This window comes from Haladaptatus marinus, assembly GCF_051194195.1.
Genome location: NZ_JBLZNK010000007.1, coordinates 129,604 through 142,846, shown reverse-complemented (window position 1 = coordinate 142,846; position 13,243 = coordinate 129,604). Strand labels below are relative to the sequence as shown.

Below are 13,243 nucleotides of genomic sequence, written 5' to 3'. Positions count from 1 at the left end.
CACCACTCGATGCGAGATTGCCGCCACAGGAGCATGTCTACTCCCCCTATCATGATACGTGCGAGGAGCACCGCTATTGGTTTTGTGTGCCTCATGCCGTTTCCCACCCTCAAATGTAGCTACAACATGCAATTCAATAAAAGTGATTGAAAGTGAATGTTCAAGTCAGAAACCAGAACTACCGGCAGAAGCAAGGGTGCTGTGCGTATACGAGAGACGGGAACGAGTTGGCCGCAAAATGAAGAATCGTCTCACGGTACCTTCCGAGTGGTAGTTCGATTGAACCTGCCGACATCAGACTTGAAGGCATCATGCAACTAACGAGGCCGATTGTTCGAGTCATGGTACTATTGGATATCTCGAAGTAGTACTCATTTATTGTTTCATTGGGAAGAAGTCAACTATGGCTGACGAACGGCGGATGACCACTGATCGATTCTTCGGCGGCGTTGACGGACGACTCTCCAACCTCCAAGTAATGCTCACGTACGTCCATGCCGAAAAACCAGACCAAGAGGATCTCTGGGCGTGGTTGCAGTCGAACACGGCCGCGAGGAGCGACTCAACGATTGAGAAGTACGTCCAGTTCGTTCGTGCAATTGACTTGCTTGAACGCCATGATGGCACCTATACGAGTACCGCCCGTGGGAAGGCGTTTGCCGATACTGGTGACCCGCAATTGATTTTCACCGCGCTCACCGAGCACGTCAAAGGCTTCGAGACGATCCTCCTTGCTATTGACAGTGGAGCGCGAACGATAGAGGAGATCCAGAAACATCTCCATCGGATGTACCCTGACTATAGCTTGCCTACCTCAATCGTTGGACGGCATATAGAATGGTTTCGTGCAGTCGGTGCCATCGAGAAGCACGACGATATGTACCTGCTAACTGGCTTCGGACAAGCAGAAGCTCGAAAGCTAGATCCGGATCAGTGGCTCGATTCCGGTTCTGAGACGGGGGAAGTCAATACGCCGCCATCGCGACGGGGATCAAGTAAGGAATCTACTGATCTTGCATCACTCCGTGAACAGGCCGAGCGCGATGCAACTGACTCCGTTTCGCCGAATGGACAGCGGACGACCACCGAGTATGATCGGTCAGACGCAATTCGACAGTACGTAAAGCGTCGGGCCGATGGTGTCTGTGAAGGCTGTGGAGATCCAGTTCCGTTCACTAATCGGAGAGGTGATCCGTATCTCCACGCCCACCACGTCCACGAAGTCGCTGGAGGTGGGCCAGATTCACCAGAAACCGTGATCGCGCTCTGTCCGAACTGCCACTTCCGCGTGCACCACGGCCGTGACGGAGCAGTTTACAACCGGGAGCTTATCCATCGGCTAGGGAGTATCGAGGATGTTCCGATTGAGAAAATCCTCGCTACCGAAGAACTGTGAGATCAGAATAGTATTCCATCCAACCTAGCCATGAAAAGCAGATCCCAAACCCACATTTATGCTTGCATACTCAACTCATCATACTTGGCAAAGAACTGTCTGATGCCTCCGTAGGGATTCACAAGGCCATGTTCTGCTATCAACACCGATAAGAGGTAGATTAACTATTACTCATTCCTCTTCAGCGGCTGGATACCACGATCACTTCTTTGCCGGAAGCCGGTCTCGGTGCCACTCTTGATTTTCACTTTCACCGAGGCCCACGCAACCTTTAACCTAAACTATCCGATAATAGAACCATGGTTGAAGTGTTTGATCATCCCGGTCCAGAACAGAGAACAAACCTCATTGAGACGTTTGACGCGAAAACGATGACTCATTACGTGTGGGAGGATGTGGACGAGTTATTGGCGGATGATGGAGATACTATAGAGTACAGCGGCGAAGTTGTTACGATGATTAGCACGGATTGGATAGACGACAGTGCCGAAGAGGGAGATATTATTGACATAGAAGGCAACCCAGCTGAAATCGACTTCCTCGAACGCATGAACGGCGAAATCATGGGACCAATCGGTATAACGCTGTTCGAGCACATGGACAACCCGCCAGAAGAGCGCTGTTGTGACAAATGTGGGACGCCCTGGGACGAAGTTCCTGAGTTCCCGAGTGTTGGCGTCAAAGGAACCGGCGCAAACCTAATGCCCCTATATGATCCCGATGACGGCGAAAGATTGCTTTGCCGCGATTGTTGTCCCGACGAACTTCTTGAGGGGACCGACATATAAGCGACGTCCGAAACACGCGTGTCGGACGACACGAGATAGTCCACCCGTGTTCGATGCGCTTCGTCATGAAGCGATTCCGTATCAGCCGTTGTTCACAAGTCGGTACGTGCTCTCGGAGTTAGCCATGCTCACCAGTTGGAAGGTCAACCACAAGACGGCAGTCGATGTGCTTCAGGAGATTCGGCGTTCGGAGAGTTTCAATATTCTTCCCGTTGGAGAGGGTGTGTTTGCGGCGGCGTTTGATGAGTTTGAACGATATGACGACCAGCGAATTTCGTTTGTTGACCATACGAATGCAGTGCTTGCTCGTAAATATGAGATTGAGCATATCTTCGCTTTCGATCAGGATTTCATGAAGCTCGGGCTGACTCGGGATTGCGAATATCCACTTCCCGGAGTGAAATAAGTGGAAGCAATGCCGGGAACTCGCACTCTGCTGTCTCGTTTATAATCTTGATCAGACACTCTAATCGCTAGATGTGGACGGGCTCCGTATCGTCGTGGAGAGTACTCTTTACCTTATCGACAGGACAATAGAAACCTATTCTGCTATCTCTACTGCAGAAGCCGCGTTGATTTGCGCATTTTGAATTGACAGGTTTGAGAGAGAGCTGAGGAACTACCAGGAGCCCTGTGGAGAAGGCGTTTCAGAAGGAGAGACCCCATGTAGTTGACCGGTATGAAGTCTATTAGCGAGTGTTGAGTGATTTTAGTCTATTTTCGGTCTGGATACCAGCGGTCGGCTTACCACGTTACCGGTAGCAGAATGACGAGCCGAGGATGAGGCAGTAGTGGTTCGGACAAATTAACAGCACGGCGGAAAAGAATATCGAAAGTAGAAATCAGAAAATGATTTTCTTGAACTCAGTGGTTAAGACTACTGAATGGCACAACAACCTGTACCAACGAATCAAGTATCTGTATTTACTCGGATACTAGTGGGTCAAGTTTCTCCGTTACAACGTCTTCGGATAATGATTCATCGTGCCGCACGTACACCAACGTCACACCATGTTCTTCACAGAGATTCTGTTTCACTTGATCGCGGTGCTGACGTTTCTGTAAACCCTCTTCACCACCCCAATGCTCCACCACTTCGTAGTGTTGGACTCCCTGATATTCAATCCCGATATCTGCTTCCTCAAGGTAGATATCGAGTTCGAGGCCACCTAAAAAGTCTGGACGATAATGCCGACGGATTGTGTATTCATTATAACAGGTATTCACAAGCTGATAGAGAATCGTTTCGCTCGTCCATCGTGACCCTTTTTCATAGTGACCGACTGCTCTCCGGACTTCGTTCTCAAGCGCATCACTTACCGCTTTTTGCTGTCTTTTGAGTGCATCTTCAAGATGCGCGAATTCTTTTGCTTCTGTGTCCGTCGCCGTAGGATGTAGTTGCACACCCGCGATGGAAATCTCATTAAATCGCTCTATTTGGGTTTTAACATCATCATCAAGCAAATCACGTATTTCGTCAGAGCAGAAATCGAGCGACACGTCTGTAAGGGGTGTTGTAGTGACGGTTGAAAACACGCCGTGTTCGTAGTGTTTTTGATTGACGTACCATCCATAGTTCTGCATAAATACGGTACCATACATATCATTGCAATAGGCGTATTTCGGCACGACTGCGTTGCACTGGTGACATAGTTGGTCTTCAAAATGAAGTTGTGAAATGATCTCGTCCGGGTCGTGAATATCCTGTTCACGAAAATACTCGGTGAGTTCTATCGGGAATACATTGGAACTCACGATGTGATTCTTATTCGGATCAGCATTTGGTCGCGATGAGGTTCTAGCGTGGTAGGTGAGGTAGTTCTCGATAGCTTCTGCAGCACAGGTACAAAAATAAAGAGGAGAATCCGTCTCCGATTTGAATCCAATGAATGCACCATAGTGCCCGGGGTACTGTACAACGGGATATGGTAGATGATCATTATATGACTCAGTACCGTCTTCAAAAGCGACAGGAAGTTCACTCATCAGCAGAATAATTAATTGCATCTTATATTGATTTTTTCACTAGATCTAGAGAAGTTTGATTTTGAATAAAGTTTTACGCGATAGGCTATGCTTCGCCACTCTTTGACTTCAATGAAAAATCAGAGTTACTCGCACATCGAAACGATCAATATTAGTGATGTAATCGATGGCACGCGAGGTAGGGAGCACACCTGCGGCGATAGAGACTCTTCGAAGCAACAGCGTGATCAAGCCGTCTACTGTGTGGGTAAGCAACCGCCTCTCATCGCCTGCTTTAGGAACTGTATTAGACCGGTATGGTTGAGCGCATGAAATCGGGTCCATAAGTTGTTGTCTAGCGGATCTCAGAGGAAAGTAGGCAGTCTGGCAGATCTCTCGCAGCAACAATCGTGAGTCCCGAAATAGTATCCTGTTGGTCAGTTTATTAGTCGGATTTGGCCGCAATTGCATTTATGAGAGGACCAAGGAAAAGCACAGGTCGGTCGATGCTTAATCAGGAAGCAGAATACTCATGGTGAGTAGATTGAGCGTTGATGACGTTGCCACTGTCACGACAGTGGTTGCTGCTGCCATTTTGGTTCTCTCCTCGTCGACCAATTTGATAGTTGCTCCATGAGATGATGCAGTCTCCGTCACTAATTCTGCTAATTTACGACATTATCACTGTCCTCCTCATTTTGCTGTATTTTCCAGAAAGCTTATTACATATGTGTGAAAAATATATCCGTCTGTGATGAAGCGCTGCAAAATCCTCGAGGGGACTGGAGAAACGACCGCTTTCGCTGTAGGAACAGAATATACATCTCCTCCTGCATCTGCAACCCGGTCCAAAATTTGGTTCAGTGATGGTGCTACGATCGCGAACGGTACCAACTATTTCACTGAAATCGTAGCGAATACATCATTGGTGGTTGGTGAGATATTCACATGATCTTTGGACACTTATCTGATATTCACCTTGGCCATCGACAGTACGGTCTAAAACAACGAGAGGATGATATGGCGAACTCATTCAGAGCGACGCTTCAACTCATCTTAAAAAACAATCCGGATACAATTCTACTTCCGGGAGATCTGTTTGACTCTCGTGATCTACGACCGAAAATCCTCGAGGAAGCCGAAAGAGGGTTGGAGATGGTGCCAGATGACATTCCAGTCCTCGTTTCGCGTGGGAATCACGACGAGAATCTCACTCCCCGGAAAGTAACGTGGCTGAACTACCTCCACCGTCGGGGGCACATCATCCTACTGGAAGCGGACCTCAATTCAGACTCCGAAACTGCCAACTTTACGCCCTATCGCGAAGACCCTGAGGCCGGTCGTGCGGGTTTCTACGACATCGAATCGGATTCCGGGACAGTCCGTGTATTCGGACTTCAATGGCGAGGTGCTCGTACGGATACCGCACTCAAACAGGTTGCTCGTGGAATCCAGGCGACCAATGAAAAGTACGGAAACCCAGACTACACGGTTCTCCTCGGTCATTTCGGTATCGAAGATGAGGTCCCTTCTCTTGGAGGGAGTATCACGCACGCAGAGCTACGCGACGTGCGGGAAGTAGTCGATTATCTCGCGCTTGGTCACATTCACAAGCAATACGAAGCGAGTGGCTGGATCTACAATCCCGGAGCGCCAGAAGCACACTCCACTCGAGAGGCACGAGACGACTGGAAGCACGGGTACTACAACGTCACGCTCACACCAGCAAATGACGAATATGGAGGGCCGGGACAACTTCAGCACGACACGGAACATCATCACTCACGCCGTCGCCCGTACTTCAGTCCACCTGCCTTCGATGTCACATCATATGACTCATATGGAGAGCTAAGAGAGGCCTTCCACATTTATATCACCAAACAAGAAGGAGCTCTCAAAGAGGAGATTAACCATAAAGAGTTTTTGAAGCAAGACGAGCCCCGGCGTCCCATCCTCGACCTTCAGTTCGAGGGAACACTCCAATTCGGCAAGGGTGACTTCCACATTGAGGAACTCGCCAACTGGACGGAAAACGCATATAATGCTCTCTATGTCCAGACCAATACTAGTCGAATTACAACAGCTGAAATCGAGAAGTTGTTATCGGAGATTGATGACGACGAAGTGTTCGTCGATGGGCGGCTTCGGACGGACGCCCTCGAACAGCAGGTATTCGAAACCATCGCGACTGAGTCACAGTTCAGCGAACATTCGGAAAAGGTGGCAACGCTTCTCGGAGATACACACCGCATGGCAAAAAACGGAGAAGCCGCCAAGGACATCGCAGATCTCGTGACGGAGCGACGGCGCGCTCTCTTCCCAGACGCCACTGAGAACGTGACGATAGAAGTGGACGAAGACCCCTTCGAGGAAATAGACCAATCGGATGTCGATGAGGAAATCTCTACGATAGGCGAACCAATGGCAGGGGACGGTGGTTCGACGGAGAAGACTGGCGAGATTACCTCTGAAATGAGCGATATCAATGAGGTTGACGACGAATGAAAATCAAAGAAGTCACTCTGGAGAACATCAAGTCCTACGAAGAACGAACGTCAATTGATCTTCAGGGCGGTGTGACAGCGATTCTCGGTGAGAACGGTTCGGGGAAATCAACAATACAGGAGGCAATTGGCTTCACGCTATTCGACTCGCTCCCATTCAATAACAACGAGTTCGTTCGCGAGGGAGCATCATCAGGGACGGTTGACGTTACGATCGAGCTTGAGCAAGGAGGCGAGGTTCAGCAGTATAGAATAACACGCTCTGCCGGGCGGGCCAACTATGATGTCGCTCGATTTGATGAGACGAACGAGGAATGGGTCAGTCAGGATATCGACTCCAAAAGCGCGTTAATTGACTGGCTCTGCGTGCGCTTCGATGTCGAGGACAGAAAAGACTTACAGAGTCTCTGGAAGTCGTGTGTTGGAGTACCGCAGACACGGTTCCTCTCCGACTTTGCGCAAACACCCCGGAATCGAAAACAGACATTCGACGAACTTCTTGGTGTTGACGCATACGAAGAATCGTTCACAGGTGCGCTAAAGAGAGTTCCTGAAACAATCGAAGAGGAGCAAAACCGAATCCAGGGAGGCATCCAGCAACTGACCGGAGAAGTGCAGAATCTCCCGTCACGACGGAACGAGAAATCGGAACTAGAGGGGAAAGTTGAGTCACTGATACAAGAGATCTCCAAAAAGAAATCCGAACTTGGTGAGGTTAAGCAGCAGTTTGAAGAGTTAGATTGCATCAAAGATCGCATTGAAGAGCTGGAGGATGAGATTGCACAGGTCGATCAGGATGTCGGGGTGAAAAAGGACGCATTAGAGACCGCAAAAGCGGAATTGAAAACTGCACGCCAAGCTGCAGAAAAATGTGAGGAAGCAAAGGAGGGACACGACCAATACGAGGAGGCAAAGGAACTTGAAAAGGAACTCAGTGGTCGAAAAAAAGAGCTGGATACTTTAGAAGACCAACATAGGAAAAAACAAGCAGAATTAGAGCACTTACAAGAAAAGAAAGAAACTCTTCAGCAGCAAGCACAGAAATACAATCAGGCCAAAAGGGATCTCGAGGCGTATGAGGATCAGAAGGAACGGTACGAAAACCTAGGCGAACAGATCTCAGATCTTGAGAATAGCCAGGACGCGATCGACCGATTCAGTGACAAAATTGACGATCTCGACAATCAAGCGCATGAGGCACTGCAGCAACTCCGAGCAAAGCAAGAACTCATCGCCGAAATCGAAGCGGAAGCCGAGACCGCCCCCAACGCAAAAGAACTTCGCGATCAAATCAGCGATAGGAAAGTCGAGCAAAGGTCCAATGCGGCGGAGCGAAAGGACATTGAAAACCATCTTGAGATACTCCGAGATGCCGAGGCGAAGGCACCTTGTCCGACGTGTGGAGGACCTCTCGATTCCCAGGATCGTCAAGAGAGAATTAACGAGCAAGAATCCCGCCTCGAAAAAATCGAGTCTGAGTGCGATCGGTTAATAAACGAAATAAGTGACCTACAGACAGAACTGGAAGAAGCGGAAAACGTCGAGGAACGATTTTCGAAGCTCGACATTCATTATGAACAGGCCGCTGAACTAGAGGCCAAATTAGCCGATCTCCAGCAAAATCGGAAGGAAAAGGTCGAGAAAATTGAGGAACTCGAAGAGCAAGTGAGTTTGCTACCTTCTATTCGGGAGAAGCATGCGTCGCTTGAGGATGCCAAGGACTCCTATTATAAGGCGAACGCACGAGTTGACGAGTTCGCGGATGCACCAAAAGAACTGGAGAAAGTGGAGAGTACAATCGAAGAAACAGGAACAGATATAGACCGACTCGAAGGAGAAATAGGCGAGTTCGAAGGCGTCGAAGAGGAACTAAACGATGTCAAAGAAACCCTCAGCGAGTGCGAGGAGGACTACAAGAAATACGAGCAGAACAAGCAAGCCGCAGACCAACTTGAACAGCGACAGAAGACCGTGGAGGGTGTTGAAGATAGAATTGATCGACTTGAAGAAAACAAAAAGAAGTTGAAAGAGGACTTGCTGGAGGACAAAAATTCATTCGACTCCGAGAAATATCAGCAACTGGATGAGCGCATCGACTCTCTCAAGCAAAGACTCACCGAACTCTCTGTACGCAAAAGTGAGCGGGTGAAAAAACTTGAGGAAGTGACCAGCACTGTCGATCGCTTAGAAGAAAAGCTAGAGGAGCGGAGTCAAAAAGTTGAGGCGCTACGCAACCTCGCTGCGGATTACGACTTCGCGACTTGGGTTCGCGAGAACGTTCGCAAGGCCGGACCGAAGATGCGCGAGGTCATCACCAACAGAATCGGAACAAGAGCCAACACAATCTTCCGCTCTATCCGAGGCCGGAAAGCTGAGCAACTGGAATGGACGTCCGATTACGACATTGTTGTGGTCGATGCTGATGTCCGAAAGTCGTTCTCCACGCTATCTGGCGGTGAGAAAATGGCAGCCGCACTCGCAGTTCGGTTAGCAATCCTCGAACAAATGTCGAGTCTAGGAATTGCCTTCCTCGACGAACCGACTGCCAATCTCGATCAACACAAGAAGTCGAATCTTGTGGATCAACTGAACGCGCTGGACGTCTTCGAGCAATTGACTGTGATCAGTCATGACTCGACGTTCGAGTCGATGACGGACTACAGCATCACCATCGAGAAGCCGGAGCAGACCTCCGAAGTGGTGAGTGACTGATGCCGCTGGATAAGGCTAGCGTCGCGGCAGCACTCGACGCGAATATTGAAACGATAAGAACGTATCTGGAGGACGATGATGATCTCGTCGAGCGTTATCGAGCTGCATTTCGTGACCTTCCAGAAAGGGGGTCTGCAGCCGATCTCCGAGACGAGCTATCGAGTTTTTCCTATCCGGGAGCGATGCCGATCGAGTCGTTTGATCAATGCGACTCAATTATTAACCATCATCATCCTTCTGATGAATGGAAGAGCCACGAAGCGGTTAACAGGTGGGCTCGGGATCTCTTGATGGATGTGCCGATGCTGGCAGCCGATGGATCAGAGATTCCCCCGACGACACAGTTCAATGTCCCGCTCGCGTACGTCCAGGCAGCATGGTGCCTCAACCATCACGCCCCCGAGGGTGAACTTGAACGAGCTCGGGAAGGGCGGTTACTCGGACCAATGGACGTAACCCGTGCTGGCGGTCAGAACGACGACGATGAGTACCGTTTCGTCGATAATTCACTGGTAGGACTTCATAGATATGAACACGAGGCAAAGGTACTCATCAATCAAATCGAAGAACTCGCAACCGCGTACGAATTAGGTGACGTCGACCGGCCACCAATCGTACTTTACGACGGGCCTTTGGTTGTCTCATTCGCCAATCCAAGGCGGCCAGCTGTCCGAAACAGGTACCTCGAAGCGGTTAGCCAGATTCTTGCAGCTAGCCAGCATCACGAGATTCCTGTAGTAGGGTACGTGGCTGGGACGAACGCTATCGAGATCGTAAAAATGACTCGACTCCTCCTGAATGAGGAGTTCGGAAGTAATCGTATCATTCCAGATGCACGAGTGCTCACGGGGATGATGAGTCCATGGGGAGATACAACGATTCCGTTCCTATGTCGTCGGGACGGCAGTGTGGATGGATTGAAAACCTCATACAAAGGACGAGAGTACGAGTTCGGTGAGGAGATTCATTTCACCTATATGAAAGTCCCTCCCGGGACAGGTCTGGATCGGTTGGAATTTCCTGGATGGCTCCTTGAAGCGAGTGCTCCGGGCAACTACGATGACCTCTATGAATACACACTCGCAATGATTCGCGCTGAAGCGGGAATCGGTCGAGGATATCCGGAAGTTCTCCAGCAGGCAGACACTGACGCGGTTCTGGATCAACAAGACCGGCAACAGTTCCTACGCCTGCTCCAGAAGTGGGGCGAAGAGAACAATGTCCCGATTGAGTGGGATGCCAAGGCACTCAGTAAGGAGCTCCGGCGGCGATGATCGTCCGAACTGAGGACTTCTGGGACACAACACCCCTAGTCAATAAAAACCGTGGGAGGTCCTCGCTTGAAGGACAGTTCACTGAATCAAAGACATGGACGAAGCACCGACTGGACAAACGCGGTAGTGAGGCCGTCATCTTCACGTTTAGCCAACAGCACACATGAGTTCACTTTCCTCAAACGAGCACAGAGACAGTTCATCAAATCATGTCGATGATTGTCTAGCGGTCGGTAGCATTGTCAACTCAAACAGTCACATGGACTATACGGTCGAAATTTTTAACGAGTCAGATCGCGATAGACCCCCAGAGCGTGACGAGTGTGGGTTTGGACAGCCTGTCTTCATTCGAAAAACCATCGGTGGCAACGACTATCTCATCATAGGCGTCATCTACGACACGCAACTAGTCGATCCCGATCAGGGTCGTTCAGGTCCACGATTGGCCCAAGAGAACCAACCGCAGTTCACACCAGGCTATGTTGAGGAGCGAACAACCCTTGCGGGTGTTGCACTACTTGGAATCGCAGAGGTGACCGATGATGAGACAATCGAAACACCTAGCCACAAAATGCCCAGATGGACGCTTTCAGTTGATGACGTAGTTAAACAATGTCCAGATGGTGTAACACGAGCGTTCCATTCAGGAGAAGACGGTAGCCTGCAAATCGCATACATCGAGCGCCTCCTCGATGTTGCTGGCCCGCTCGGTGCAGAGGTTACACTCGCGATTATAGAGCGACTTCAAGAGCTATTCCCCGATGAAGTACACCAACGGGTATTGAGTGTCGTAGAGAAGAATGTGCGCTGGCAATCTTCTATTGACCGAGGAGTGATGCGATGAGTTCTAACGAGCCCATTTCCTCGGAAGAAGACCGTAGCGAAGAATTCATTGGTACGGTTGCAGGTCCTGGAGATGGTCCAAACGAGTTTTTCGTGGTTACCCCAGATGAACAGGCTGTCAAGACAGGCGAGTTCATCACTTACTCCGTTTCAGTCGAAGGAATTGATCGAGACGTTATTGCTCGAGTGACCAACCGTGAGCAAGAACGTGGGCTCCCTGATACGTTCATGGCAGACCCCAAGGTTGCTCCTGAGATGGTTGCTGAGACGTTAGGAGTCCCAACAGATGACATTGATCTGTATAGACTTGAGGCAACCGTTATCGGATTTTATGACACCCAGATGCAAACGTTTTCGAATCCGCGTCAACTCCCAAGACCGGGAACACGGCTTCAGACTGCACCGCACAGTCTGCTTGAAACCATTCTTCCGAACCTCGGAATCGGAAAAGAGGTGATCGATTCGAGTGGAAAAATAGACCCGAGTCGAGTCGGCGTCGAGGCAAGAGATGGTCTCGCACATATCGGGTGGCTACTCAATCGCGAAACCAATGCGGTCGATATCCACCTCCCCATTGACGAGTTCGCAGCAACACATCTTGCGGTTCTCGCGTCCACCGGATCGGGGAAATCGTACACTGCCGGTGTCCTCATGGAGGAGATGATGATGCCAGACTCCCGGGCATCACTACTTGTCTTTGACCCCCACGGAGAATACGACACACTCGCAGAGATGCGGGGGGACGGGAATTTCGGTGGCGATGACGGCTACCAGCCGGAAGTAGAGTTTTTCAATTCAGAGAATCTTCGGATTCGAATTTCCGAGCTGAATGTCGGTGACGTAATGGCGATTCTCGACAATCCGAGTGACCGAATGCAGGAGCGACTCGATAGTGGGTGGCGTGCCATGCAAGACCAGGAATCGCGCACTTGGGGAGTTGATGATCTGTTAAAGAAAATGCGCGACATATACAAATCAGATGATTCTAGTATCGGAGCGCTGGAGTGGCGACTTCGCCGATCGATTCAGCGTAACGAACTGTTCACGACAGATGCAAACGTCAAATTAGATGATCTAGTTGCACCGGGACGCTGTACGGTTCTCCAAATGGATACACTCAGCCGCCGTGACCAACAGATGATCGCAACCGTGCTCCTACGTCGATTATATCAGGCGCGCCTTGCATCGGTTAGAAACCGTAGTGAAGAGGACGGCTATGAGGGTGAAATTATTGACTATCCCTTGTTTGCACTCTTCGAAGAGGGTCACCGGTTTGCGCCAGCAACTGGAGGTGCGCCATCGTTAGAGATCATGCGAACGATTACATCAGAGGGACGAAAGTTCGGGTTTGGACTGGGAATAATCAGCCAACGTCCCTCGAAGATTGACCAAGACGTACTCTCGCAATGTGGTACGCAGGTGACAATGCAGATACAAAACCCCACTGACCAAGACGCGATCAAAAACAGTGTGGAGGCTGCTGGCGAAGAGGTTCTTCGTGAGTTACCCGGATTGACACCAGGCCAAGCTGTAGTCTCGGGAGATGCAATGAATACGCCGGTGCTCATTCAGGTACGTGAGCGACACACCAACCACGGGGCCGACAGTATTCCGGCGACATCGGACTGGCGTACTGCTTATGAACGCCGTAGTCAACAACCTACTCGCTCGGAAGGTGCAGATATGGGTGGTGGTGAATCGTCTGGAAGTGAAGATTTACTCTGACAGATTTTGAACCAGGTATTTATGTTGCAGTGATTC

General features: G+C 50.0%; 9 protein-coding genes. 8 read left to right on the top strand and 1 reads right to left on the bottom strand.

Annotated elements, in window-relative coordinates; all coding sequences use genetic code 11:
• The first annotated feature begins 403 nt into the window (after positions 1-403).
• From ACN2TU_RS22725 to ACN2TU_RS22715, 3 genes are all read left to right on the top strand, one after another.
• Positions 404-1,396, top strand: a complete 993-nt coding sequence (locus ACN2TU_RS22725) for an HNH endonuclease (RefSeq protein ID WP_435158658.1) — start codon at positions 404-406, stop codon at positions 1,394-1,396.
• 299 nt (positions 1,397-1,695) lie between these two features.
• Positions 1,696-2,184 (top strand): hypothetical protein, encoded by a 489-nt coding sequence (locus ACN2TU_RS22720; protein ID WP_435158656.1) that lies wholly within the window; start codon positions 1,696-1,698, stop codon positions 2,182-2,184.
• Positions 2,108-2,590 carry a type II toxin-antitoxin system VapC family toxin gene (locus ACN2TU_RS22715; RefSeq protein ID WP_435158654.1) on the top strand — a complete coding sequence of 161 codons (483 nt, stop codon included), beginning with the start codon at positions 2,108-2,110 and terminating at the stop codon, positions 2,588-2,590. The genes ACN2TU_RS22720 and ACN2TU_RS22715 overlap by 77 nt, the downstream gene beginning before the upstream one ends.
• 518 nt (positions 2,591-3,108) lie before the next feature.
• Here ACN2TU_RS22715 and ACN2TU_RS22710 read toward each other — a convergent pair.
• Positions 3,109-4,170, bottom strand: coding sequence for a PDDEXK family nuclease (locus ACN2TU_RS22710; protein ID WP_435158652.1), 1,062 nt, complete (start codon positions 4,168-4,170; stop codon positions 3,109-3,111).
• Between the two features lie 927 nt (positions 4,171-5,097).
• Between ACN2TU_RS22710 and ACN2TU_RS22705 the strand changes: the two genes are divergently transcribed.
• The 5 genes from ACN2TU_RS22705 to ACN2TU_RS22685 all read left to right on the top strand — a co-directional run bounded on the left by ACN2TU_RS22705 (position 5,098) and on the right by ACN2TU_RS22685 (position 13,207).
• Positions 5,098-6,654, top strand: coding sequence for a metallophosphoesterase family protein (locus ACN2TU_RS22705; RefSeq protein WP_435158651.1), 1,557 nt, complete (start codon positions 5,098-5,100; stop codon positions 6,652-6,654).
• Entirely contained in the window at positions 6,651-9,365 is a 2,715-nt protein-coding gene (locus ACN2TU_RS22700) for an AAA family ATPase (protein ID WP_435158649.1), read from the top strand. The genes ACN2TU_RS22705 and ACN2TU_RS22700 overlap by 4 nt, the downstream gene beginning before the upstream one ends.
• A complete protein-coding gene (locus ACN2TU_RS22695; protein ID WP_435158647.1) occupies positions 9,365-10,639 on the top strand; it encodes a DNA double-strand break repair nuclease NurA in 1,275 nt (424 codons plus the stop codon). Before ACN2TU_RS22700 ends, ACN2TU_RS22695 begins: the two co-directional genes overlap by 1 nt.
• Positions 10,640-10,802: 163 nt before the next feature.
• On the top strand, positions 10,803-11,483 hold the full coding sequence (locus tag ACN2TU_RS22690; RefSeq protein ID WP_435158645.1) for a DUF8166 family protein: 681 nt from the start codon (positions 10,803-10,805) through the stop codon (positions 11,481-11,483).
• The gene (locus tag ACN2TU_RS22685) at positions 11,480-13,207 is read left to right on the top strand and encodes an ATP-binding protein (protein ID WP_435158643.1); all 1,728 of its coding nucleotides are present in this window, start codon (positions 11,480-11,482) and stop codon (positions 13,205-13,207) included. The genes ACN2TU_RS22690 and ACN2TU_RS22685 overlap by 4 nt, the downstream gene beginning before the upstream one ends.
• The last annotated feature ends 36 nt before the right edge of the window (positions 13,208-13,243 follow it).

Coding starts and splice junctions, on each gene's coding strand:
- ACN2TU_RS22725 (WP_435158658.1), top strand. CDS start 404: ATGGCTGACGAACGGCGGATGACCACTGATCGATTCTTCGGCGGCGTT.
- ACN2TU_RS22690 (WP_435158645.1), top strand. CDS start 10,803: ATGAGTTCACTTTCCTCAAACGAGCACAGAGACAGTTCATCAAATCAT.
- ACN2TU_RS22685 (WP_435158643.1), top strand. CDS start 11,480: ATGAGTTCTAACGAGCCCATTTCCTCGGAAGAAGACCGTAGCGAAGAA.
- ACN2TU_RS22715 (WP_435158654.1), top strand. CDS start 2,108: ATGATCCCGATGACGGCGAAAGATTGCTTTGCCGCGATTGTTGTCCCG.
- ACN2TU_RS22695 (WP_435158647.1), top strand. CDS start 9,365: ATGCCGCTGGATAAGGCTAGCGTCGCGGCAGCACTCGACGCGAATATT.
- ACN2TU_RS22700 (WP_435158649.1), top strand. CDS start 6,651: ATGAAAATCAAAGAAGTCACTCTGGAGAACATCAAGTCCTACGAAGAA.
- ACN2TU_RS22710 (WP_435158652.1), bottom strand. CDS start 4,170: ATGAGTGAACTTCCTGTCGCTTTTGAAGACGGTACTGAGTCATATAAT.
- ACN2TU_RS22705 (WP_435158651.1), top strand. CDS start 5,098: ATGATCTTTGGACACTTATCTGATATTCACCTTGGCCATCGACAGTAC.
- ACN2TU_RS22720 (WP_435158656.1), top strand. CDS start 1,696: ATGGTTGAAGTGTTTGATCATCCCGGTCCAGAACAGAGAACAAACCTC.